At 54.3% G+C, this 24,972-nt stretch carries 21 protein-coding genes; 9 read left to right on the top strand and 12 right to left on the bottom strand.

All coding sequences use genetic code 11. From position 1 onward, the window contains the following. Nucleotide 1: 1 nt before the first annotated feature. The 5 genes from BUB55_RS01575 (at nt 2) to BUB55_RS01595 (ending at nt 5,349) form a co-directional block, all read left to right on the top strand. Nucleotides 2–985, top strand: coding sequence for a GDP-mannose 4,6-dehydratase (locus BUB55_RS01575; RefSeq protein WP_073187585.1), 984 nt, complete (start codon nt 2–4; stop codon nt 983–985). 61 nt (nt 986–1,046) lie between these two features. Further along, nucleotides 1,047–2,093 carry a hypothetical protein gene (locus BUB55_RS01580; RefSeq protein ID WP_073187587.1) on the top strand — a complete coding sequence of 349 codons (1,047 nt, stop codon included), beginning with the start codon at nt 1,047–1,049 and terminating at the stop codon, nt 2,091–2,093. Beyond that, entirely contained in the window at nt 2,093–2,869 is a 777-nt protein-coding gene (gene hisA / locus BUB55_RS01585) for a phosphoribosylformimino-5-aminoimidazole carboxamide ribotide isomerase (protein WP_073187588.1), read from the top strand. Before BUB55_RS01580 ends, hisA begins: the two co-directional genes overlap by 1 nt. Beyond that, nucleotides 2,838–4,268 (top strand): glycosyltransferase, encoded by a 1,431-nt coding sequence (locus BUB55_RS01590; protein ID WP_073187590.1) that lies wholly within the window; start codon nt 2,838–2,840, stop codon nt 4,266–4,268. The genes hisA and BUB55_RS01590 overlap by 32 nt, the downstream gene beginning before the upstream one ends. Before the next feature lie 19 nt (nt 4,269–4,287). Then, nucleotides 4,288–5,349, top strand: coding sequence for an A/G-specific adenine glycosylase (locus BUB55_RS01595; RefSeq protein WP_234971755.1), 1,062 nt, complete (start codon nt 4,288–4,290; stop codon nt 5,347–5,349). On the opposite strand, the gene BUB55_RS01600 is transcribed toward BUB55_RS01595, so the two are convergent. The 4 genes from BUB55_RS01600 to fmt are packed head-to-tail and all read right to left on the bottom strand — an operon-like array spanning nt 5,346 to nt 9,791. Next, entirely contained in the window at nt 5,346–7,046 is a 1,701-nt protein-coding gene (locus tag BUB55_RS01600) for a hypothetical protein (protein ID WP_234971760.1), read from the bottom strand. The genes BUB55_RS01595 and BUB55_RS01600 overlap by 4 nt on opposite strands. Next, nucleotides 7,046–7,630, bottom strand: coding sequence for a hypothetical protein (locus BUB55_RS01605; RefSeq protein WP_073187594.1), 585 nt, complete (start codon nt 7,628–7,630; stop codon nt 7,046–7,048). Before BUB55_RS01605 ends, BUB55_RS01600 begins: the two co-directional genes overlap by 1 nt. Then, nucleotides 7,627–8,844, bottom strand: a complete 1,218-nt coding sequence (locus tag BUB55_RS01610; protein WP_073187596.1) for a transcription antitermination factor NusB — start codon at nt 8,842–8,844, stop codon at nt 7,627–7,629. The genes BUB55_RS01605 and BUB55_RS01610 overlap by 4 nt, the downstream gene beginning before the upstream one ends. Further along, nucleotides 8,838–9,791, bottom strand: coding sequence for a methionyl-tRNA formyltransferase (gene fmt / locus BUB55_RS01615; RefSeq protein WP_073187743.1), 954 nt, complete (start codon nt 9,789–9,791; stop codon nt 8,838–8,840). The genes BUB55_RS01610 and fmt overlap by 7 nt, the downstream gene beginning before the upstream one ends. 100 nt (nt 9,792–9,891) lie before the next feature. Between fmt and BUB55_RS01620 the strand changes: the two genes are divergently transcribed. Next, on the top strand, nt 9,892–10,245 hold the full coding sequence (locus tag BUB55_RS01620; protein WP_073187598.1) for a CidA/LrgA family protein: 354 nt from the start codon (nt 9,892–9,894) through the stop codon (nt 10,243–10,245). After that, the gene (locus tag BUB55_RS01625; RefSeq protein WP_073187600.1) at nt 10,245–10,925 is read left to right on the top strand and encodes an LrgB family protein; all 681 of its coding nucleotides are present in this window, start codon (nt 10,245–10,247) and stop codon (nt 10,923–10,925) included. Before BUB55_RS01620 ends, BUB55_RS01625 begins: the two co-directional genes overlap by 1 nt. A 45-nt stretch (nt 10,926–10,970) precedes the next feature. Here BUB55_RS01625 and BUB55_RS01630 read toward each other — a convergent pair whose 3' ends face one another. The 3 genes from BUB55_RS01630 to BUB55_RS01640 all read right to left on the bottom strand — a co-directional run bounded on the left by BUB55_RS01630 (nt 10,971) and on the right by BUB55_RS01640 (nt 16,102). Further along, nucleotides 10,971–12,689 (bottom strand): FISUMP domain-containing protein, encoded by a 1,719-nt coding sequence (locus tag BUB55_RS01630; RefSeq protein WP_073187602.1) that lies wholly within the window; start codon nt 12,687–12,689, stop codon nt 10,971–10,973. A 9-nt stretch (nt 12,690–12,698) separates the two neighbouring features. Further along, nucleotides 12,699–14,597 carry an FISUMP domain-containing protein gene (locus BUB55_RS01635; protein WP_073187603.1) on the bottom strand — a complete coding sequence of 633 codons (1,899 nt, stop codon included), beginning with the start codon at nt 14,595–14,597 and terminating at the stop codon, nt 12,699–12,701. Between the two features lie 134 nt (nt 14,598–14,731). Beyond that, on the bottom strand, nt 14,732–16,102 hold the full coding sequence (locus BUB55_RS01640; protein ID WP_073187604.1) for a nitroreductase family protein: 1,371 nt from the start codon (nt 16,100–16,102) through the stop codon (nt 14,732–14,734). 262 nt (nt 16,103–16,364) lie between these two features. On the opposite strand from BUB55_RS01640, the gene BUB55_RS01645 reads away from it, so the two are divergent. Beyond that, entirely contained in the window at nt 16,365–19,868 is a 3,504-nt protein-coding gene (locus tag BUB55_RS01645; protein ID WP_143152845.1) for a TolB family protein, read from the top strand. 1 nt (nt 19,869) lies between these two features. On the opposite strand, the gene BUB55_RS01650 is transcribed toward BUB55_RS01645, so the two are convergent. The 5 genes from BUB55_RS01650 to BUB55_RS01670 all read right to left on the bottom strand — a co-directional run bounded on the left by BUB55_RS01650 (nt 19,870) and on the right by BUB55_RS01670 (nt 23,722). Beyond that, nucleotides 19,870–20,295, bottom strand: coding sequence for a hypothetical protein (locus BUB55_RS01650; protein WP_143152846.1), 426 nt, complete (start codon nt 20,293–20,295; stop codon nt 19,870–19,872). 38 nt (nt 20,296–20,333) lie between these two features. Further along, entirely contained in the window at nt 20,334–21,263 is a 930-nt protein-coding gene (locus tag BUB55_RS01655; RefSeq protein WP_073187607.1) for a hypothetical protein, read from the bottom strand. A gap of 30 nt (nt 21,264–21,293) precedes the next feature. After that, entirely contained in the window at nt 21,294–21,740 is a 447-nt protein-coding gene (locus BUB55_RS01660; RefSeq protein WP_073187608.1) for a hypothetical protein, read from the bottom strand. Between the two features lie 18 nt (nt 21,741–21,758). Next, nucleotides 21,759–22,307, bottom strand: a complete 549-nt coding sequence (locus tag BUB55_RS01665; RefSeq protein WP_143152847.1) for a hypothetical protein — start codon at nt 22,305–22,307, stop codon at nt 21,759–21,761. Nucleotides 22,308–22,417: 110 nt separating this feature from the next. Continuing rightward, the gene (locus tag BUB55_RS01670; RefSeq protein WP_083596815.1) at nt 22,418–23,722 is read right to left on the bottom strand and encodes a class I SAM-dependent RNA methyltransferase; all 1,305 of its coding nucleotides are present in this window, start codon (nt 23,720–23,722) and stop codon (nt 22,418–22,420) included. Between the two features lie 59 nt (nt 23,723–23,781). On the opposite strand from BUB55_RS01670, the gene BUB55_RS13770 reads away from it, so the two are divergent. After that, nucleotides 23,782–24,909, top strand: a complete 1,128-nt coding sequence (locus BUB55_RS13770) for a fibrobacter succinogenes major paralogous domain-containing protein (RefSeq protein WP_159431912.1) — start codon at nt 23,782–23,784, stop codon at nt 24,907–24,909. Nucleotides 24,910–24,972 lie beyond the last annotated feature (63 nt).

The raw sequence follows: 24,972 nt of genomic DNA on the forward strand, positions 1-24,972 counted from the left end.
CATGAGTATTTTGGTTACAGGTGGTACAGGCGCGCTCGGCTTTCACCTGCTTTCGAACCTCAGTGGCACAAATCACGACCTTTACAGTTTTAGCGACGAACAGCCACAGCCCTGGCAAACATTGGACAGCGTCCACTACCTGAGCGGCGACCTGTTAAACTTCAAGGATGTGTACGACATGCTCCAAATGGTGCAGCCCACGCACATTTACCACTTGGCAAGCCAATCCTCCGTGGGGCTCAGTTACAAAAAGCCCTACGAGACTTTGAACATCAACCTCCTCGGAACGCAGACCATCTTGGAAGCTGCAAGGCAGGTGGTGCCCAAGGCGAAAATTCTTTTGCTGAGCAGTAGTGAAATTTACGGCCGCACCGACCAGAAATTAACTTGTCTGCACAAAGAAACCGACTTGCCGAACCCCCTCACGCCCTACGCCACGTCCAAGGCCTGCATGGAACTCCTCGGCAACCAATTCCGTAACGCCCACGGGCTCCACATTGTGTTTGCGCGTCCATTCCACTTTACAGGGCCCCATCACAGTCGCCGTTTTGTGCTGCCCTCCATCACGCACCAGCTAGTTAAAATCAAGTACTACGGGGCCGAGCCGGTCGTTTACTCTGGCAGCCTCGATGTGAGCCGCGACGTGGTCGACGTGCGCGACGTGGCCCGCGGCATGATCCAGATTTTGAATACCGCCGAATCGGGCGAAGCCTTCAACATTTGCTGCGGCAAGTCTTACACCTTCCGCGAGCTGGTTGAGATGCTCGTGGACATCGCCGGCGTGAGCGTCGATTTTCGCGTGGACCCCGCCTACGAACGCAGCAACGACATTCCGCTGTTGATTGGCGACCCCACCAAAATTACGAGCCTTGGCTGGAAACCCATGATTACCATGGACGACTGCCTTACCGACCTGTTCAACGAAATGGTGGTGCGCCGCCGCGTGGAACTCAAGATGGGCATGGGCCGAGATTTGCGACTGTAATGCCAGTTTAGCCGATGAATGCAGCCTTGCCCGGGCTGCATTTTTTTATTTTTATAGCATAATGTCATGGGTTAAGAAGTTTTCTTTTTTAGTTAGTGCCGTATTCGGGTTGACGCTCACTGCACACGCCGAAGATGTAGTAGGCCCCAAGGGTGCCGAGCGCAACCTGACCGTTGCAGACTTTATGCCGCACAAAAATTCGGCCAAAGAATTCAACGAAACCTGGAGCTACCAGTTCGTATTTGACAACGGCACCCGCGCCTTTGTCAACTACGCGACCCTCTACATCCCCGGCACAGGCAAAAAAGTCGCTTGCGACTTGAATTTTTGGAATTTCAAAGGCAAATCTTATACCGTCGGGCGTCAATACCCGCCAGAACGCCTTGAAGCCTACAAAGACAAGGCGACCATAGACATTAAAGGCGAATACGCCATGGAGCACAAGCCCGGCAAGGGCCACCGTGTTTATTTTACCGCCGACAAGGGCGGGAAGTTTTTCTTAGACGTCACTTTTGAAAGTGCCGAACAGGGCAAAGTCCCCGGAGACGGCGTTTGGCAGGTAGGTAAAAACAAGTTCGCCCAATACGTACACATTCCCTATGGTCGCGTAAGCGGACGCATTGGCTACGAAGGCGACACCATCGCCGTGAAGGGCTACGCCTACATGGACCAAACCTGGCAAACCGACCAGGCGACCGATATCGCCGCCCGTTCCATCAACTTTAGCACTAGCGCCAAAAGCCCGCTCTTTGCCGGCCGCATTTCGCTTACCGAGAGCGGCAAGCTCATTGGCTACGCCCTCTACAACAACGGCGAAGGCGTCAAGGTCGCCATGCCCACGGCCATCAAGGATGGCGACGACACCTACAAGGGCAAAAAGTTTCCCAAGGGCTCGCTCAGTTTTGAATTCAACGGCGGAGTCCCCGCCCTGAGTTTCGCCGCGAACAAGCCCCTGCAAAAGGCTTCCCTCCTCGACAAGGTCGACGGGTGGCTCGCCAAGAAGGCATTCAAGATCGCCGCCGGTGGCGAAGTGCTATTTTACCGTGGCCGCAGCGACGGCAGCCACGGCAAAAAAGTGGACTGGACCATTACAGGAGTCAAGGACTGATGACCAAGTTTCGCCCCTGCATAGACCTCCACGATGGCAAAGTCAAGCAGATTGTCGGTAGTTCGCTCAGCGACAGCGGCAAGGGACTCAAGACGAATTTCGAGACGGACCGCAGTTCAGCCTGGTTCGCCGAACTCTACAAAAAAGACGGCATTAAAGGCGGGCACATCATTATGCTCGGCAAAGGGAACGAGGACGCCGCCAAGGAAGCCCTCGCCGCCTACCCCGGTGGACTCCAAGTGGGGGGCGGAATCAACGCCGGCAACGCCAAAGAATATATTGACGCCGGGGCAAGCCACGTGATTGTCACCAGCTGGATTTTCCCCGACGGGAAACTGGACCGCGAACGCCTCGCCGAGTTAGTCAAGGCCATTGGCAAAGAGCGGCTCGTGCTGGATTTGAGCTGCAAGCGCACCAACGCACCAAACGAAGCCCCCGCTTGGAACATCGCCACCAACCGCTGGCAAACGCTCATCGATGTTCAAATTACCGAAGCCACGCTCAAAGACCTCGCGCAAAGCTGCGACGAATTCCTGATACACGCCGCCGATGTAGAAGGAAAGCAGCAGGGCATGGACGATGAACTCATTCGCTTTTTGGCGGCGCACAGCCCTATCCCGGCGACCTATGCCGGCGGGGCCAAGTCCCTCGAGGACCTGGTGCACGTAAAAGAAATTTCTGGCGGAAGAATAGACCTCACCATCGGAAGCGCCTTGGACCTTTTCGGTGGCAAAGGAGTGAAATATGACGACTGCGTCAAATTCAACCAAGCTTAAGGCCACCGATTCCCTGGATTCCCGCCCAAGTATTTTCGGACGCACGGTTACCAGCACCTTCCGCAAGGGCTTTAGCATCAAGCACAAGCCTCCCGGAAACATTCGCACCTGCTGGATTCCGCCCATTGTCTTTCTCTCGGTCATCTGCAATATACCGGCGCTTCTCAAGTTGCGTTTTTACCTCAAAAAGGAACGCAAAAAACACCCCGCCGACGACGTGCGCATTCTGTTTTACTCCGACAACCTGGACGAAACGAACGGCATCGCCAACAACCTGCGCAACGTGATCCCCTACATGCGTGCCCACGGCATGAAGGCCTTCCTTGCCGGAAGTGCGTTCAACACACGCCCCTGCGGCGTCGTGGAGAACAGCTACTGCATGCTGCTCCCCCGCATGTTCAGCATGGAGCAACTGGGCTACGCCAACAGCGAGCTCGCCATCCCGCGCATTAGCCCCGCACTGCGATTGCTCAAGCGCTACCCGGTGGATTTGATTGAACTCGAAACACCAAGCCCCGGCGCCTGGCTGGTATGTTTTTGCGCCAAGGTCGCAGGCATCAAGGTCTTTAGCCATTACCGCACCGACGTGCCCACTTACGCCAAAACGCTTGTGAAGGCCAAGTGGATGCACACCTACGTGCTCAAGCTGATGCAGATTTTTTACGGGATGGCGCGCCCGGTCATTAGCCCCTGCGACGACTACGCCGACATTTTGACCAAGGAACTCAAGGTTCCTGCCAAGCAGGTGAAAATCCTCCCCCGCGGGCTCCCGCTCGAAAAGTTCTCCCCCGACATGCGCGGCAAGGGAACGTGGGAAAAATACGGAGACTCGCGCGAAAAACGCCCTGTGCGGTTCTCGTTCATTGGACGAATCTCCAAGGAGAAAAACCTGGAGTTCCTGAACCGTGTGTGGCGCCAGTTTGCCGCTAGGCACAACGACGTGGAACTCATGTACGTGGGCTACGGCTGGTACCTTGAAGAAATCAAGAAGAGCTACGAGGGCGACGACTCCGTCCACTTTGCCGGGGAACAGGGCGGCGAGACCTTGGCCGGCCTCTACGCCGATACGGACTTTTTCCTTTTCCCGAGCACAACCGACACCTTCGGCAACGTGGTCGTCGAGGCCATGTCCACAGGCACGCCCGCCATCGTGAGCAATTACGGCGGTCCGCGCAGCATTGTAAAGGACGACCTGTGCGGACGCATTTTACCCATTGACGAGCAGAAATGGCTTGAGGCCCTCGAGGAATGCCGAGAAATCAAGCTCTCGAAACCCGAGCTCTACCAAGACATGCGCAAATGCGCCCACGAAAGAAGCCTGATGTACACCTTGGAAAGTTCCACTAGGGCGCAGTTCGACTATTTCCGCCAACTCAAAAAAGATTACTACAAACTCTAGCCGCACCATGCAAGGCGATGTGCTAAAAAAATTGCGAACATGGTTTACCAAGAACGCTGCGGAACTCCCGTGGCGTTTGGACGACCTGAACGCCCCCCGTGATCCTTACGCTGTCTGGATTAGCGAGACCATGCTGCAACAAACGCAGGTCTCGACAGTACGTGACTATTACGTACGTTGGATGAAACACTTCCCAAACGTGAACAAGCTCGCCAGCGCAACCGAGGACGAAGTATTCCGATATTGGCAGGGGCTAGGCTACTACAGCCGTGCAAAAAACATTTTAAAGACCGCAAAAATCATTGCCGGCAGTGGCGGCAAGTTTCCCGAAACAAGGGATGCCCTCGAAAAGCTCCCGGGCATTGGCGCCTACACGGCGGGGGCCATATTGAGCCTCGCCTACCACCAGCGCGAAGCCATTTTGGACGGGAATCTTGTCCGTATATTCAGTAGGCTCTACAAGCTGTCATTTTTACCTACCGAAAACAAAAAAGCCGCCGAGATCTACTGGGAACAAGCCCGCGATGTCGCCCGCGGTTCCAAGGCCTACCTGCACAACGAGGCCCTGATGGAGCTGGGACGCACCATTTGCAAGGTCCGTAATCCACTTTGCGACAAGTGCCCCTTGGCAACCGCCTGCCGTGCCCACAGCGACGACTGCTGCGCAGCGTTCCCGCCCGCAAAAAAACGCACCCAGCAAGAATGGCACGGCACCGTACTCGTCGTGGAATCCGCCGACCACAAGATTCTCGGCGTGATCGCGGGGTGTAAGTTCTTTAAAGGGCAGCTTTCGCTCCCCCACTTTGAATCTCCGCGCAACGCCACCGTAGGCCTGAGCGCCGAGGCGGAAAAGCTCATCCCTGACGACGACATAAATTCATTGAAGCCCTGCGGCAAGTTCCGCCACAGCATCACGACACACAAAATCGAATGCGACGTGCTGCACGTTACCCTAAGGGCCCGCGCCGCCCACACTGCCCAAGCAGCCAATGCGATCCAGTGGATTCCAAAGTCGAAGTCCATGGAGACCTTCGCGAACAGTTTCAGTTTAAAAGCGTTAAAGCTGGTCCAAAAAGACTAGAACGTCTTTTTGACGGTACATACAAAGCGAAGACGGTCCTCGCTCCCGTTTGGAGTCTGGATAACTTCGTCAGCCAGCACGTGCAAAAGCGTTCCCGTCAAATAGAGCCCCTGTTTGGGGAACATCTGTTCAAACGTGGCGTCCCAGTACCAGTCCCCCTTGACCACCATCGGGTCCCTGCCGCGCAGGTTCCACTCGGCATCGCTACGATAACGCAGGGAATGCGATATGCGGAACGACTTGCGCAATAGCCAATCGGCGGTAAAAGCCACAAAGAACTCCGCAGGGGTCACTTCAAAACGGAACGTATCGCCATCGATGCGTTCAAAGCCTCCCAGAGCCTTGAAGTTGAACATGTCCTCGTACCATAGGCCAAGCCAAAGTTCCCCCGTTATACCCTTGATCCAGTCGTTAATACGGGAGACGTTTCCATAACGGTAAATGGCATTCTCTTCTTCTACGGTTGCCGTCGTGTCGAACGTTTCGGCCCCGTACTCGGTCCAAAAACTGGCGCGACCGCCAAAGCCCACATTCCCGGCGGTATCCGAGAACACGGCATAGCCCTGAATCAAATTCATGTGGCCATCCGCCGAAAGCCTGATGGTCTTGCCATCAAAAAATTCCCTGTCGTCGGCCAAAGGATTCATTCGCGAGCCTGCAATGTTCTTTACACCGACAACTACACCCGAGAACTCCGGCGCAGGAGCCCGGAACTCAAGGCTGTCTTGCACAAGCCAGTCATCGTCGTTGATCCCAAACATCACGTCGGCAGTCACACGCTTATGCGGTTGCACGCGCAGTTCCATGAACGGCCAGGCGACAAATTCCTCGTCGAGGGCGGTGTAAACCTTGCCCGAATCATATACGGCACGAAACGCCATGCCCGCCGAAGCCTGGAACATTCCGCTACGGCACGCCCTGCCGCATTGGTAATGCACGGAACCATCGAGTTCCTTTCTCGCACCCTTTTCTTTTTTCGCAAAATTCTGATACTCCGCATTCTCGTACACCACAGAAGCCATCACGTTGCCAATGTCGGCACGGGCTTCCACACGGGGCTTGTAGTGGACGGGAATCCAACGGCTGCTCTCACTAAAGAGCCAAATGTGTTCTTCGCCCACCAATACGGACGCATTGACAAGATCGCTGGTATAGCCCAAGCCGCCGTACATGGTGCTGAACAGGGGCCTGTTCTCTCCAAAAAACGAGAAATCGTCCTCTACCCATGGACGGCGGTAGCTTGCGTTTCCCATTGAATAATGATCATCCTGAAAAGCGCGACCGGTTGCCCAAAAGCCCTTGATTGCTGGAGTCCTAAAGCCTCCATCCAAAATGGGCGTACGGTTCTCCGGACGTTCTTTGGTCGTGATAAAATCCTGGTAAATTAAATCCCCCAGTTCATTACCCGTCTTGAGCCAAATAGAAGGCTCGTAGGGATCCCAGCTTGGCAAAATAGACATCCGGTTGAACAAAAGGCGTTGACGCAATTTTTGAGGAGTCCAGAGTTCACTCTCGGAATGAATGCCGCCCGCACCGAGAATGCGGTCATAAATGTAGGTCGGACCGCCCACCAAAAAAGTCCCGTCATCGCGGGAAACGGCTTCCATGCCTTCCATCTCCGCATTCACTGCGGCAGAGGCCAGGGACACACACAAGGCGACCAGCGGAATAACGCAGCCTTTAAAAGAGAATTTCATCACCAAATCCTCCTCTCAAGGTAGACCCCCACCGAGAGCATGTTGGAACGTTTGGGCAACGTCCACAACTCTTCCCATAAGATATCCAGGCCCGCATAGAAATTACCCTTATGCCAACAAGGGAGATTCAAGCGAGCAAACCACCCGAACTCCGTCTCGTTATCGGTCAAGGTTCCCCCTGGTTCCGAAAAAGCCAGGTCGCTGTTTTCATCGTCGTAATCGGCTCGCGCCCAGTTGCATATAAAACCCGCTCCAATGGCCAACGGGCGAATTTTACTCCAGCGCCAATCCAGGCCAAAGCGCCCGCTAAACTGGTGCACCCCATAAATATTCACCGAATCGGCAATTGGCATAAAATAGGAGTAATTGAACTGGATAAAGCCGTCGAAATCTTCCCAATAAGTGTAACGGACACCGACACCCCCAAAAAAGGTGTTATCGACCGCATCAATCAAATCACCAAAGGGGTATATTTCACCACCCTCAATACCCACGTACAAATGCGAGAAGGCAGAATCCGCCGGTTCCGCATACGCGGCCATGCACGAAAGCGCTAAGGCGAGCATAAACTTTAGGATCTTCATTTTTTACGCTCCAGTGCCTGGGCAAAGAATCTGTCCAGGCGGGGGTCGCCGTTTCCGGGAAGCACAGGCGTTTCCACCTTTTCGAATTCGGGATGCGCCTTGACAAAGCGGTTGATAACCTGAGTCGTCTCTTGCGGGTCGGGGCTACAGGTGGCGTATACAATGCGACCGCCATCGGCAAGGGCTGTATAGGACTTTTCGAGGATGCTATACTGCAACTCGGTAAGTTCCTTGAACGATTCCGGAGTCACACGGTACACAGCCTCGGGGCGACGCGCCAGCACGCCCATGTTGCTGCAGGGGACATCCAGGAGAATGCGGTCGAACTTGCCCGTAACCGACAACGGCCTTTCCATCTTTACATTCTTGAGTTCAAGGCGGTCTACCAGATCCTGCATTTTTTCGAGACGCGCTTCAGAGGAGTCCGTCGCCGTGATTTCGAGGGAACGGTCCATCTCGGCCATGAGGGCTGATTTTCCGCCAGGGGCAGCACAGACATCCCAAACTTTTAAGCCCGGTTTAAGATTCAAAAGTTTAACGACCTCGAATGCCGAAGGATTCTGGAAACTGAACTCGCCCTTCACAAATTCTGGGGTCGCCAAAAGCAACTTGACGCCCACATCCCGCGGGAGTTCAATAAACCTGTCATAAAGAATCGAAGCGCCCGTAATACCTAGCTTTTGCGCCAGCACCGGAGCCGAGGTCTTTTGCAGGTTCACGCGGATCCATTCCACAGGGCGTTCCAAAGTCGACTTCGCCAAGGCTTCGGCACGGTCACCGCCGTACACGTCGAACCAACGGCGCACAATCCACTCGGGCACAGAATTCTCTATGCTGATGCGACGAACTCGCTGTGGAGGAAGAGCAGGTTCGCCGGACCGCCGGGCTGCCCGCAGCACGGCATTTGTGAGACGGGCGGCGCCGTCTCCCAAATTCGCCGCTTTCGCCATCTCGACACTCGTGTTGATGGCGGCGTGGTCCGGCACATCCATAAAGAACATCTGGAATAGTCCCATCTCCAAAATCACGCGCACTTCCAGCGCGGGCATCTTTTTGGTGAGCGTCTTGATAAAGTACTCCAAGTACAAGTGCCTGCGGCATACACCCAAGGCAAGTTCCATCGCAAACGGCGAAAGCCCGCTTTCTTTAATAAAAGCGTCTTCCTTTAGCCACAGCAACAACACACGGTATGCTTCTTCTCGTTCCGTCAGCAAAATACAAGTCCCTCGCGTTTTTGGATACCACGCATAAAATCGGCCACAGGCATGGACTTTTTACCCTCGGCCTGTATTTCAACCACCTCCAAAATACCATCGCCCGTGCCGACAAAGAATCGATTCTCTTTGAAGGCAACCGCACCAACAGGGAGGTTCGCCGAAACGCCCGACGCCAACTTGCAATCGCCCACCCCAACCACGTCGGTTTTGCGCAGGTAAACCGTGCGACCGCCGAACTTGGAATAGCCGCCCGGCCAGGGATTGAACGCGCGGATGCGGTCGTGAATCACTTGCGCCGGCATGTTGAAGTCAATATTGCCTTCTTCTTTCTTGAGCTTGGGCGCTCCAGAAGCCTGGGCATGATCCTGGGTCAAATCTTTTTCGCAACCGTTCTCAAGCTGGGCAATGGCGTCGTCCAAGGCTTCTGTGCCAGGAGCAACCATCTTGTCGAGCAGGCTTACCGTTGTATCTTGATGGGCAATCTCAACAGTACGCTGCGCAAGAATCGGGCCATGGTCCATCTTTTCGTCGAGGCGAAAAACCGTCACTCCCGTTTCTTTAAGGCCGTCGGCAATGGCACGCTGCACCGGGGCGGCACCGCGGTACTTGGGGAGCAGGCTTCCGTGAACGTTAACGGCACCGAACTTCGCCACGCCCAAGATGTTCTTGGGCAAAATGGAATACGCCACCACCACAAACAAATCGGCATTATACTTGCGGAGGTCTTCTTCAAATTCGGGAGCCTTCAAATCGAGCGGTTGCAACACAGGCAAATTGTGATTGAGGGCGGTCACCTTCACCGGCGGCGGCGTGAGCACGCGTCCCCTGCCCGCGGGTCTGTCGGGTTGGGTAACAACAGCAAGGACTTCCTTATCGGGACACGCAATGAGGTGTTCCAAAAAATGCGCCGCAAATTCCGGCGTTCCCATAAATACAATCTTCATGGCGAAAAAGATAGAAAGGACAAAAAGCAAAAGACGAAAGCTCAAAGAAAAGTCTCGGCTTTTTCGGCCTATATGCTCTTTTTCTAAATTTGGCAGTGGAATGCGAGTTTTACAGCAACTAGCCATTATTTTTGGAATCTGCCTTGTGGGCGACATTTTGCACACCCATGCAGGCGTCCCCGTCCCAGGCAACATCCTTGGGATGATCATCCTCCTTTTGTTACTTTGTCTTAAAATTGTCAAAGTCGACCAGATCAAGGACGTGAGCGACTTCTTTTTAAAACGGCTGGCGTTCTTCTTTTTGCCGCCCAGCATCGGTATCATGGCCGCTGGCGACGAGGTCTTGAGCCAGTGGCCCCTGCTGTTGATCCTCTGTATAGCGCTCACCATCGTCACCATGGCGGTGACCGGCTGGACCGTGCAACTTTTGAGCAAGAACAAGGAGGGCAAATAATGCAAACGCCTCTCTTTGGAATCCTCCTTTCGCTCATCGCCTTCGAAATAGGTGTCGCCATCCGCAAAAAGTGGCAGAACTCTCTTTTGAACCCGCTCCTCATTGCAAACGTCCTCATCATCGGTTTTCTCAGCATTACCGGAGTGAGCCTTGAAACTTACAACCTCGGCGGCGACTACATTTCGTTTTTTCTCGGGCCTGTGACCGTCGTGCTCGCAGTCCCGCTCTACAAGCAAATACAGAACCTAAAAAAATACTGGCTCCCCATCCTCACCGGGATTTTTGTCGGGAGCATCACTTCGGTACTTTGTGTTATCGGTTGCAGCAAGCTGGCGGGATTGAGCACGACCCTGATGCTATCCCTGGTGCCCAAGTCCATCACCATCCCGATGGGCTCCGTACTGTCAACGCAAATCGGGGGCGTTTCGTCCCTCACCATCATCGCGATTACCATTACGGGAATCACGGGAGCCGTCACTGCCCCCATGGTTTGCAAGTTCTTTAAAATCAAGAATCCTGTTGCGCAGGGCGTCGCCACCGGGACAGCGAGTCACGCCCTCGGCACCAGCCGGGCCATGGAAATGGGCGAAGTCCAGGGCGCCATGAGTAGTCTTTCTATTGGCGTCGCCGGTATATTTACCGCCCTCGTCGCCCCGTTCATCGTTCCGTTCTTCCTATAAAAAGAAAAGGCAGGCCCATTAAGACCTGCCTTTGTTTGGGGTGTATTAAAGATCCTTCACGCACCGCAAGTGGCATCCATCCGACTTGCGGTAATCATCGCCTGTCAAGTAATTGCTCGAATAAGTCATGGTGTAAATCCAGGCATAGCTCGCCGAATACGAATGCGCACTGCAATACCTAGCGGCAAGATTACCAGAATAACTATAGGAACCGTACGCGTAACCCGAAGGGAGGGCCGTAAAGCCCGTCGCATTTGACGGCGCCGCGACAGAACTCGAATACGGCCAAACGCCGGAAGCCTTCAAGGCAACGGCAGAATTGCCCGCGGCGACATAGAGTTTGCGCCATTCCGTGGAATCCGGGACATGCCACCCTGTGGGGCAAATGCCCTGGTGCGGCTTGTGAATCATGGTATCCGGAACAGACGACGAGTTGTAGGTAGAAGACAGGTTCATGGCCGATGCCCAACGGTAGCTCCTGCCGCCAATAACGCAATTGGAGTCCACATTACCGTAGCAGGTATGCCCGCTAATGAGATTGGGAGTAGCAGTGGTATCGGCGTAATTCAAATCCTCCGCCATCCAGGTAAGTCCGCCAATATCAACGGTCTTGTAGGTCTTATTATCGCGGGCATCCGTCAAGGTGGCGTAAGTCGCCGTTTTGCTAAAGTAGTCCTTTTTGCCAACTTTATAAAGGGAATCTTGCCCCCAAATGCCCGAGCGACAAACAAATGTGTAGCCGTTCATGTCACGAGTTTCGCCTTCGCGCTTCTTGGTACAGGCGTAAAGCATGCAGACTTCCATGGACTTCGCCTCGCGCCAATGGTCTCCGTCGTACACATAGTAGACTTGGCCACTTTCACCCTTGAACACGCAGGACGTACTCAAGTCAGAATACTTGCTGCTCGAATAGCTGAACGCCCCCGGCTTAAAGGTTCCATCGGTAGAAGCCTTCCAGCCAATTGTATCGGCCACGGAATTCGAAGCCGCATACCAATATTCGTCATCGCCGTCGCACACGTAATAGTCGTGTTTGGCATCGCCAATGACCCCATTGGAATCGTATGCAAGTTCGCCATCGCGGGCCGCCGTGCAATAACCGAGGGTGGCCTCACGAATGTTTATCGAAGACGAACTGTAGTAAGACGAAGATGAGTAACGGGAAGAAGACGAGGAGGACTTGGCTCCAGATGAAGAGGACGCTTGCAGCCAGAGAGTCGACTCAATCCACTCGTGTTCGGAGCAAATCACCCAACTCTTCATGGAAGATAGGTAGACCCGAGCCCCGGTAATCGAGGAAAGGCAAACGGGGAGCGCCGACATCGAGCTGACCGTATCGGGAACCGACTGCAAAGCGAATTCAAGCCACTTTCCATCTTCCTCAACGAAAATCAAGTTAATATTCAGCGACTTCACGTAATACACGTCCTTATCGCGGGAATAGTTGCAAGTCGGCAGGTTCGAGTAGTTCGAAACGGTGTCGTCGGCAAGCACATCGGGTTTTTCTTTTTCCCTCATGGCGGCCTTCCATTCAAAATACTTAATCCACTTGCCCTCGTAACAGACCATGCGCGTATCCGTTTCCGAGAAATGGACAATCATGCCATCGCGATCTTCGTTACATTCCAAAGAATCCAAGTCGTCAATGGACTTCATGTACTCATCAATTTTTTTCTCCTGCACACTTTCGTCATCACTACAAGCAACAAGGGCGGTAAAGGAGACAATCAGTATGCAACCAATAGCAAGAATACTCTTTTTCATAATTCCTCCTTATTCGTCCACGTCCTCAGTTGCAGATGAAGAACTCTCCGGGGCAGAAGAATCGCTTTCCGGGGTAGAAGAATCGCTTTCCGGGGTAGAAGTACTGCTTTCCGGAGCAGAATCGCTACTCGCCGGAACAGAAGAACTGCTCGCAGGCGCAGACACCGTATTCTTTATGCAGCGCAGGTTACAGGTGTCGATCTTGTCATCGCGCCTAAAGGACATGTAATTCGTCCCATAGCTCAGGGTAATCACGTAGCTTTCGTCACTATACGAGGAATACTGCGTCGCCGTGCAGAAATTGGCGTAATAGCCGCCATCGGAACCGGCTTCGTACCCGGCAGGAACAGCCGAGAAACCCGTCGTATTGGTCGCCACCTTCACAGAATCGCGGTAGAAGGGCCAGACGCCGGCGCTCTTCAAAAGCGAAGCGTCGTTGTTCACGGACTTTCTCAACACACCCCATTCCGTAGTATCGGGGACATGCCAACCCGAGGGGCACAATCCCTGGTGGCTGATGGTATCCAAAAGCGGTGCAGTCAAGCGCTTGCTGTTGTATGTGGAAGAAACCTTCATGGCAGCGTTCCAGTAATAGAAGCGACCACCAATGTCACAGGTAGTATCGGCAGAAACTGCATAGCAACGGCTGTAGCCGCCCTGCAGTGATTCCACCTTGATGGAGTCGGCAAAGTTCAAATTCTCGGCCATCCAAGTCTGGGTGCCGATGGTCACCGTTTTGTAGACCTTGCCGTCACGCTCGTCTGTAAGCGAACCATAACTCACGTCGGCATTAAAGTACTTTTTGTTGCCCATGCTGTACAGTGTCTTGGGCACCCAGTTAGTACCGTTGCACGAGTAGGTGTAGCCGTTCCATGTATTCACGGTTCCGGTCTTGGCCGAAGTACAACCTTTTTGGAAGCAAATCGACAAGGTGTCGGCAGCGCGCCAGTGCCCGTCGTAAATGTACACCTTGTGGCTATACGAAACATTGGAAGCAAGGCAGTTCTCGGAGAACGGCTTGTACGAGTAAGCAGACCACAGTCCCTCTTTCAAGGTGCCGTCCATACCGGCAGTCCAGCCCAAGGTGTCCAGGTACAGCTGGGAGGCTGCAATCCACAGACCCGAGCGGCAAACATAGTTGTAGGTACTGGAATAACCAATGAGGTCCGAGGAATCCATTTTGACAACGCCCTCGTTGGTCGGAGTGCATTCGCCAAGGACATCTTCCCTAGTGAGCGAAGAGCTCGAGGACCTCTTATAAGAAGAAGAGCTATAGCGGTAAGAACTGGAAGAAGAACCCCAAGTCACGTGCTCAGTCCACGACCCGTCTTCACAAACCAAGGTCATCTCGTCGTCCTCGACGTAAATCAAGTTGCCCTCGCTAGAGGAATTGCACTTGTACGAGGTAATCTTGGAAATCGTCGAGATGGTGTCGACCTTCGACGAACCCGCCGACGACGAGGAGGACGACGACGGAGTCTTGGGCTTGTATTCCATCCATTCGTAGTCAAGGCAAATCATGTACGTGTTGAGAGAGGCGATGAACACCACAGTGCTGTCGTAGCTGTATGTGCAGGAGCTCAACTGGGAAAGTGTGCGGAGCGTATCGTCGGCGGGGAAATAAATGTTCAACTTGCCCGAAGATGCGGAACCGCCCTCTTGCTTGTCCTCGACAGTGAATTCAGCCCAAAATCCGTCTGCGCAGTAAACGTACTTGTTTTCTTCTTTTACATAAACGGAATCGCCGTCATTCGACTTGGCGCACAAGCCCAGGTCGTCGTAGGTGTCGACCGCGGTATACTGGTCGGTCGGGTCTGTGTCATCGGATTTGGTCGAACTGCCACACGCAGTCAATATACATGACACTGAAAAAGCGGCAATGAGCGTTGCTGTTTTTTTCAAGAACATATTTGACTCCTTCAACCTCTTTCGGGTTGTCTTTTCAAAATAAAAAATTCGGTTCACATTCGTAAACCTACAACCCGTAAAAAATGTTGTAGCAAGGAGCAACAAATCCTTTTTCGGAACCGTCGCCCCTCACTCTACCTTGAGGCGCTCTGCAGGCGGAGGTTCTTCCCCACCAGGGAACAAGAAATCACTTGCTCGCTCTCTGGTATCCCGCTGACTTTCCTCAAGTCGTCTTGGAACACAAAATGTTCTGTACGCACATTCTTATGGAGCAACCGACCCGAAAGGTCCAAAGACTCCTGTAAGAATCCTGCGTTTAAATTTAGATAACGATACGCTCTTTCGCCAAGGATCCCGCAAGATTCTTCCAAATTTGAGGTCAAAATGACCGCGAACGAGGCATTCTGGACCGCCTCGGGGTCGGCAAAACACTTGGCAAACTTTTTGATGTTCGCATCGTGCCTCTGCATATAGATGGATTTGCGCACCGGAACGTAGCGGTAAGCACCCGAAAAAACGAACATCACGTCAAAGACGACCACCCATATTTTAAGTAGCCCCGCCCCGAAGGCGTTTATCGGTCCGGCCTCGAGCCAGCGCAGCATCGAAGAAAAATCGTCAATGTCCATCGTGGCGCGGTCAAAGGGAACGGCTCGACGTTCTGGCGACTTCAGGAACCATATCTCGTGGAAAAAGAAATCGCCTGGGTACTTTGCCGGGGTAAGAGGGAATTCCTCGCCCGAGAGAGGCTTGGTCACCACACGGCGCACCTTGATGCACCGGTTGAGGTCGTTGATGCACTCCCCCCGGTTTTGCAACATAAAGCGCGACGGGTAACGGGGGCCCGGTTCCATATTCTCGCTGCGGTTGGAGTAGGCGAATTCGCCCATGCCGTCGTCCACGGAGTTGAAGGCGACCATGCTGTTCTCCGGGAATAGCGCGACCGCCGCCAGCGGGAGCTCAGTCGGGCCGAGTTCAAGCGCCACGGCAAGCGCATCATCAACAAAACCGGCAAGAGGGAATACTTTTTTGCCCTGCGACTTGGCAAAGAGAATCGTATTCGCGCAGGCGGCGCCCACGTCCATTTGCACCTGGCGGTAAGCGGACTCCCTAAAGCGCCACACAGACCGTTCCATGAGGCCGGTGTACAAATAAAGGATATTCGCCTGCTCCACAAAATTTTTTTCGGGGAACACAGCGGCAATGGCCGCCATCATCGGCCTCCCGCCAATGTTCACCAGCTCGCGCGAATCCTGGTCGTAAAAGTAGACGCCGTCGGGAACTTCGCCACCGCGAACCACCAAGTACACCCCAACCGAGCAAAGCCCGTCGGCAAAGGCGGGAGCGTGCAGCGGGCACTTGGATTCACTCAGGGCATAGCGCTTGGCACCCGCATACCGCTTGTCGAGCAGCGGCATGTTCTCCCAGTGAAGCATGACCGGGTCGCCACTGCTGCGGGGCGCGTACTGAGTGGAGTCGTGATATGTCTCTGAATAAAAGGGCACGGATAAAAATTAAATAAAAAGCTAAAAAAAAGCCCCGAAATACGCAAAAAATAGGCAAATTTCGCAAATCCAATACATTTAATACAGTTTTGTCTCTAAGTTCACTTTCCGCACAGACATTCCCATTCAAAGTTCGTAATTTAAAAAAGGAAGAGACTCAATGTTTCAAATCTCCTTTCATAACCAAACCCACAAGCTGCACGGCAGAACCGTGCGGCTTTCTTGTTTTTAAATCCCTAAAATTCCTAAATTTATGGGTATTATGCGTTTATACAGGAAGACTTGGCTCTGTTCGGTAGTTTTGATGGCGGGCGCCGCCCATGCCGCCGGTTTTTATGGTAACCAAAGCGACATCAAGTGGAAAACCGCCGGAACCGAGCATTTCCAGTTCATGTATCCGCAAGAATACACGGAGCACGCCGCCGTGGTCTCGGCCTATGCCGAAGCCGTTTACGACTCGGTGGTGAGCCGCTACCGCATCGACCTGCCCGGCCGCGTGAACGCCACCCTGAACAACGCCCTGTACAGCAATGGCAGCGCTGTCCCCAGCGAGAACGCCATCAACCTGTGGCTCACCAACTGGGATTTCAAAGTGAGAAGCAGCCACGGCTGGGTGAGCGACGTGGTGACCCACGAGTTCAGCCACCTGGTGAGTATCGAGAACGGGAGCAAGTTCGTCCCAAGTCTCTACGGCTTCCAGGTCAGCTACACCGACTACTACAACGAACGCACCACCAGCGACTTCGCCACCATGGTGCCCTTCACCCTGCAACCCCTGTGGTTTGCCGAGGGTACCGCCCAGTACGAATCGAGCCGCATGGGCTTTGACGCCTGGGACGCGCACCGCGACATGCTGCTGCGCACCGCCGCCCTGAACGATAGCCTGCTCCCGCTCGAGTACATGCACGACTTTTCAGACAACTCGTTGTTTGCGGAGCTGGGCCCCTACACCCAAGGCTTTGCCTTGGTGCGATACATCGCCAAGCACTATGGAGACAACGCGGTGCCCAAAATTTGGTCCGAGCTGGCCCGCCCGCACCGCGTCACCCTCGATGCCGCCCTCAAAAAAGTACTACGGGTTGGCGAAAAAGAACTCTACGAAGCATGGAAAAAGGAAATTACCGCCGGCTACAAGGCGCAAAAGGACTCCCTCGGCACACTGGTCCAGGGAACCAAGATTACCGCCGACGCCTTCTGGCAGGATTTTCCCGTGGTCGCGGGCAAGCACCTGTACGGCGTTTCGAACTTTGGCGGGCCCTGGTTTGACGGCTCCGTTTTCAAGATGCCCATCGAAGCCGACACCGTAAACGCAAACAGCGATAAAATGGACTCCGCCGACAAGAACGATTCCACGGGCACTTCTGTCAAGGTCGGTGATATTTCTATCGAGGGCGCCAACACCGACAGCACCATCGACATTTCGGAATACGCCAAGAGCGGTTTCAAGGCCAAAAAGCCTTGGTTCGACAAGGGCATTGACGTAATCGACTTGCCCGAACGCGGACCGATTCTCGCCTACGTGAGTTACCAGAACCGCGACAAAGACGGCCACGCGCACTTTGACATCGCCGTGAGCGACACCAACAAAAACCAGCTCACCCTCACCTACCTCGCCGACGCCATCTACCCTGCCTTCGACAAGCAGGGCTCCACCATCGTGTTCGCCCGCCGCGAGCCCTTCAGCACCCGCTTTGTACTGAGCAAGGTTCCCTTCAACGCCGATTTTTCGGAATACGTTTCCGAGGACCCCATTGACCTCTACGTTCCCGACAAGACCTTTAGATACTACAACATATACAGTCCCAAGTTCAGCCCCAACGGCAAGCGCATCGCTTTCGGCTTTTTTGACGACAAACAGCGCGGTATTGCGGTGATTGACGCCGACGGGCAGAACTTCAAAGTCGTGAGCACCAAAGGCTTTGACGAGCGCGACGTGAACTGGATCGACGACGACAAGATTGTTTTCGCCAGCAACCGGAACGGCATATTCAACCTGTTCGAAAAGAGCCTGAGCACCGGAGTCGAGCAGCCCCTTACCAATGTTTTGGGCGGCGCGTTCACGCCAACAGTCGACAAAGACACGATATACTTTACCCAGTACGACAAGGACGGGTTTTCCCTGTACAAGCTGGGCTACAAGGCTCCCGTTCCCGCCACAAGCGACACGACCGTGAGCATCACCACGCGTGACAGCACCATCCAAGTCGCCGACACCACCTGGAGCGTGTGCCCCGACTCGACCCTCAAAGACAGCACCGCCGATTCTACAGCCCAGTGCGTGCCGACACCGACCGTAGCTACAAGGGACAGCGTCATCCACATTCAAGACACTGTCAGGACGGTTAACGCCAAGGAGGCCGCCAACGTCATCACCCTCCACAGGAGCCTCCCCGTGCGCGAAAACAAGCCCCTGGAACTCACCGAGCGCGAATTCGCCGGTGCCGAAAAAGACTACAGGCCCATCCCCACCGTCCCCATGTTCGTTCCCATCTTGAGCTTCAACGAAAACGCCCCGGACCTCACCGTATTTGGCGAAGGTGAACTCAAAACAAAAGCCGGGCTTGCCGTCATCTTGAGCGACCCGCTCAAAAAGAACGTGGTGCAGCTGGGACTCTTGCTGGAACTGGGCAAGGGAATCGACTTCATCAACGGCGACGGGCTCAATCCCGAGCAAGAAAAGGAATTCTTTGCCGCGTGGGAAAACCACAGCACACCCATTGACCTCGGACTCTCTTACAGCTACGCGAACTACACCAGCAAAGACACTGTGCGCTACGAGGATGTGCGCGCCCACAACGGCGACAGCCTGGGCATGAGCCACTACGCCATCCCCATGCAGTCCATCATCGGCACGGCGGGCTACAGCATCTTCAAGAGCATCGACACCTTGCAGGTCGCCCTCGGTTACGACTGGGCCGACTTCAACCTCTACGAAGACAGCTTTAGCTGGACCTACCAAAAAAGGATCAGCGCGCTAGTCGCCCTCGGCCTTTACGGCGACCATGAAGGCGAAGAGGGCACCGGCATTAGCGGGCAGGGCAACGGCCTCTTGCTCTATTACCAGTACGCCAACAGCGACCTCTACCGTCCGGGCACCTTCGCCGAGAGCTTCTACATTACCGAGAGCGGATCCATCAAGCCCAAGTACAGGAACTTCAACATCAACGAAGTCGGCTTGAACCTTTACGGCAGCATCCAGAGCCCGTTCACCGGGGCTCGCCTCGCCGCAGGCGGCAAGGTGAGCGGCATTGTGAGCTGGAACACCGACGCCCCCGAAGACACGCTGGACTCGTACTACTACAGCCCGGTGTTCCTTGAAGGCTACCCCTACCTGCGCAGCAGCGAAGACTACACGCGCGCCGGCACCAAGACCGCCATGGCGGAACTCCACTACCTGTTCCCCATTTACGACGACTGGCGCAAGTCCGCCTGGATCTTTAGCACACGCGCATTCTACTTTGACGTGTTCGCCCAGGTGGGCGCCGCCTGGAACAGCAAGTGGTTCGACACCGACAAATTCACCGATCACCGTTTCTGGGACCGTGACGTGGGCATCAGTTTCCGCATGTCGAACAAGATTTTCTACAGCATCCCGCTCGACATCTCGCTCACGTTCGCCCGTGGGCTCAGCCGCATTGGCGAGGACGACGAACTGCACGGAGGCTGGAAACTCCACCCCATCGACCTGCCGCTACTCCCCGAGAGCATTTGCCCCACGAGGATCAAGTTCGCCATTGGCATGGGTTTTGTGAATTCTTGGCAGTAAGCTAGCGCCTTTTTTTGCTGTTGACTTCGCCGGGCAATAACTGTCCCGGGCTGGAGCGCTGTCCGTCCTTGCCCGTAAAGTTCGGGTTGAACGGTTTCACTAGGTTGTTCTTCTTGATTTCACCCTGGACCTCGGTCAAGTGCGCTTCCCACTCCTGCATGGCGTTGTCCAAGTCGGCACGAGCTTGCAGCATCATTTCGCGAAGCTGCACCAGTTCCATCATCTGGTCACGCTTCATAATCCAGAGTTCTTCTTCCTCCGGCATGCGCTCGATGTTAAAGAGCAGGTTCAGGTACTTGTCCTCGGCTTCTTTGTACGCCTTGTAGGTATCCGTGTAAACCATGTGGCGGTCGTCCACCATCGTCTGCTGCGGAGACGGATGGCTGGTACAGCCCGCAAAAACGAGAGCCGAAAAAAGCAAAGACAAAGGAGCCGAATATCGCATATCGTTAAACTACAAAAATCCTACTCGGCAGGCGTCTCGGCGGCGACTTTCAAGTTGTAAAGGCGCTCAATCGAAATATGGCTTGTGAACTTGACGGTATCCTTGGTAATGGGGTGCACCATCGTATGCGTTCCGACCTTGACCTCGCGTTCCTGGCAGGGCACGCCCGTTTCGGGCTCAAGCATGACCTCGTACTGGGTATCGTACTCCGCCTTGAGCCCCATGTTGTACGCCTTGTACTTTTCGGGAATGATGTTGCTATTCACATGCTGTTCCCAAATGTAGTACGGGAAGCTTTCCTTTTCGTGCAAATAGATGATGTAATCCAGGCAGTGGCGATGGTCACGGTTCTCGAATCCCTTGGTCACCACGGAGTCTATTTGAATCAAGGCGAAGTTCAAACGGCCCTGATCCTTGAGCATCTGGGTCACGTTCGCCTTTGTAGGCACATTGCCAATAAGCAGGTGGTCCATCTCCCAGCGGTGCTTTTCCAGGCGCCTGAGATGCGGCTTGTAGTCGGGATTCAAAAGTTGGGTACGCCAGCGCTCGGGCATGGGGATGTGCGCCACAAGCGTGTCGTAGCCGTCTTCAAGGCCGGTCAGCGAAACGACCTCGCGGTCCACCGCCTTGGTCTCGACCTCGGCCACACGCCAAGCCAGTTCCGAGGGCATGTAGTTTTTGAGGTAACCGCGGGATTTGTCGATGATGTACTTGCGCTTGACAACTATCGTATCGCCAACGGTAGAATAGTTCAAGTCCACATACGCCGCGGTAATGGTCCCCATCTTTTCTTCGCCCTCCATGTCCAGGGTGGCAAAGTAGCTCTCTGTATAGAGTTCCAAATCCACGGGTGTCACCACCTTGTAGTTCACGGTCACTTCGGACTCTCCGCAAGCCGCAAGCATCAAGGAGGCAAAGCCGGTCACAGCCAAAAACTTTTTATACATCATCTGTTTCCCAATAAAACAACTGGGCCAAAATTACTTAATTGTCGTGAGCTGGAGTTCCTTGGCGGCAAGAACCTTGCCCCCCGTAGAGACTTCGACCACGATGGACCCTGCGTGTTTGTGCTTGGTCATATCGCGGGCAGTCAGGTACTGACCATGCTTGGTGCGGCCCTGCAGCGTGTAAGAGCTCATCTTGTCGGTCACGCGGGCCTCGTGACTCCAAATTTCGGCGCCCCTGTTTTTGAGGGTTCCCTCATAGAACGACATCTTGAGGGTATTGAAGTCAAAACCCGTACCGTAGCTGAACTGAATAATCAGCTGGTCCGTGAGGTCGAACGTGCTCGACGTGTCGGCCACAATCTGGGAACCCGGGTTCCATTCTCGCCCGCAAACGATCTCGGGAGTCGGATTCGAGCAGCCCGCCAGTAGCGAGACCAGCGAGAGTGCAGTCAAAGCTGCGATTTTTGTCAGTTTTCTCATTTTACCCTTCCTTGTTAATTAAAACCAGAACCGCAGGCCTATGCGGAAGTAAAAGTCAGGAATCTCCCATTCCACATCACTATCGTCATGGCCTACATAGTCTTCGTCCCACCACAGGTAGTGGAACTCACCCACAGGGTTCAATTCCAAATAGAGCTGCAGAGGCATCACAGGGAATTCCCACTGGTAGCCGCCCACCACGCCAAAGCGGATGGCAAGTCCACCATAATCCCAGCCGCTGTACGACTCGCCCCACCAGCCTAGACCGCCGGCAGGACCGCCATACACGCCCATGCGTCCAAGTTTACCGGGGACACCGGCAAAATAGTAGTTCCAATAATACCCCACGTAGCCGCCCAGCGAGTTGTCGCCGCTGCTAAAGTAAAAGTGCAGGTAGATGTCGACCGTAATCAGGTCGCCCTGACGCAGTTCAAAATCCAGACCAAAACGTTCACCGGGATTGCCGGCTTGCGCCCAGCCACCAATACCCATGCTCTTGCCCGCGGCCTCGCTTTGGGCAAAGGCGGCAACAAAAGAAAACAACAAAACAGCAATTAACTTTTTCATACGGTCTCCGGTTTCAAGTTAGCAATAAGGCATGTAAAATAGGCGAAACAATAAAAAAAAAGCGGTAAAATCCGACCTTCTTTCGCACAAATTTATATGATATGCAAGCTTTAGCGCGAAAGCACAAACATCATTTCGAGGTGAGGCGTTTGCGGGTAGAACGCGAACCCCTCGGCATGCTTGAGCGCAAAGCCCGCGGCGGCGAACTTGGCGTAATCGCGGGCGAGCGTCACAGGGTCGCACGAAACGTAAATCAGGCGGTTCACCGAGGATTCCGCTATGGCGTCGAGGGCTTCTTTCGGGAGGCCCGTGCGCGGCGGGTCCACGATGAGCGTCGCGGGGATGTTTACCACGTTGCTCGCAAGCCATTCCTCGGCCGGGGCGGAAATCGACTCACACGTATCAGATAAATTAACTTTCGCATGCTGCAGGCATTTTTCTTCGCGTTCCACGGTCGTGACGCGTTTGAACTTTTCTTGCAAGAGGGCAGCAAAGAAACCTACCCCGCTAAAAAGATCGATAAGCCATTCGTCGCTCGCTTCACCGCTTGCCAGGCCCTCGTCCACGGCATCGCGCACGGACTGTACCAGCGCGGGCAACAGCGCGAGATTGCTCTGGAAGAACACGCTAGCGTCACTCTCGATTTTCTTGCCGCAGATTTCGGCGACGCTCGCCGCATTCTCGCTGAACTCGCGGGCAGGCATTCCCTCGTAATAGTACGAGATTTCGCCAGCGCCGTTATCAAAGAGGTTCACCTCCATCTCGCGGCCGGGGCGGAACTTGCCCGCAAAAATCTCGCGGGCGCGACCCTGCAAAAAATCGTTGAGCGCGGGAGTCAATACGGGGCAGTTCTTGAACAGCACCACGCTGTTGCTTTCTTGCTTGCGGAACCCGAAACGCACAATCGGCTTGTCGCCGGCCTGGTCGCAAACCACGACGACCCGCGCGCGGTTGCGGTAACCCCACGCGGGGCCCGTATGCACCTTGAAATCTTCGGGCAAATCGATGCGGGCGATGCGCCGGAAGTTCTCGCGCTCGACCTGCGCCAGGTATTCCGCCTGCTTTGCGCTATCCAGGTGCTGCAAACTACACCCGCCGCACTTGCCGTACAGCGGGCAGCGCGCTTCTACGCGGTCGGGATTTGCACCTTCCAGGAGCTCCACGACATGCCCGCGAGCAAAATCCTTTTTCGTAAACGTCACCGCCACCTTGCAGAATTCGCCAGGCAACGCGCCCGCGACAAAACACACGCGGCCATCGGGCAGGCGCGCCATCCCCTTGCCGCCCTGCACCATCTTCTCGATGCGGACATCGAACACCTCGCGGGCGGGCACGGAATATGCGGGGCGTGCAGACGCAGGGCGCTTGTGGCTCGGTCTGCGAGGCTTGCCAGGTTTGTAGAAATTGCGGGACATCGGGCTTAAAGATAGAAAAGACACACCTATCTGCATACAACTTTCTTATATTAACAAACATGAAACGCGCTCTCCTCTTTACTCTTGCACTTATTCCTGCGTTCTTTGTTGCCTGCGATGATAACGATTCCTCTGCAACAGTCGCCGGCACCGATGCAGAACAATCGCCTAGCAGTTCGTCCATGGACGAAACCGAATCCAGTTCCGCGATATCTTCGTCCAACAGTGCGCAACCATCAAGTAGCGACATTTCCTCGTCAAGTGAAGCGCAACTGTCAAGCAGCGAAGTCTCTTCGTCAAGCGAATCCCCTAACACAAGTATAACACCCGCCAGTTCCACAACGGACGTCATCCTGAGCAGTAGCGACAATGCGACTAGTTCGGCTGATTCGGCAGGTTCATCAACCGAATCGATTTCCTCGAAGTCTTCGTCAAGCAGCGCACAGTTATCGAGCAGTACACAATCGTCGGGCAGCAAAACATCATCGTCCAGCACCGAACCGAGCAGTTCCTCTGAAACCCTAGTGTCGATAGAGACATGCCCGAATCCGGATATCGAATATGGGACCTTGATCGATCCACGCGATGGCAAGACCTATAGAACCGTCAAGATTGACGGGAAAAACTGGATGGCAGAAAACCTGAACTATGCGGACAGCGTAAAAACTCCAAGCCTTCTGACAGGAACCTGGTGCTATAACGAGAATGACACGAACTGCAATGCCCTAGGGCGTCTTTATACCTGGGGTTCCGCCATAGATTCCGTTGCGCTGGCGACGGAACAATCCCTTGATTGCGGCTATCTAAAAAAATGTCGTATTCCCGACGAAATCCAAGGAATCTGCCCTCCAGGTTGGCGTCTGCCTAATGAAGGAGACTGGAATAGCCTACTCAAGGCCGCCGGCAATAATAGGGGAAGTGTCCTTAAGTCGCGGTGTGGTTGGGCTAATGACGGGAATGGAACGGATGATTTTGGCTTTGCAGCATTGCCTGCAGGCGGAGGAACCGGAACCGACCAGTTCACCGGATTTGGCACCGCCGCACACTTCTGGACTTCATCTGGTGGCGCAGTAGCATCTTCAGCCTCCCAGATAACCTTCTACGAAGATTACAGCAATTACGTCTATGTAGGTTCTGGACTTGGCAATAAGAATTCCGTATTTTCTGTCCGCTGTATCCAAGACTAGCTTTTCTGCACTTTATCGGGAAAACAAACTCTCCGCATAAGCGGAGGGCGTTTTATTTCTATC

The organism is Fibrobacter sp. UWP2 (assembly GCF_900141705.1).
Classification (GTDB): Bacteria; Fibrobacterota; Fibrobacteria; order Fibrobacterales; family Fibrobacteraceae; genus Fibrobacter.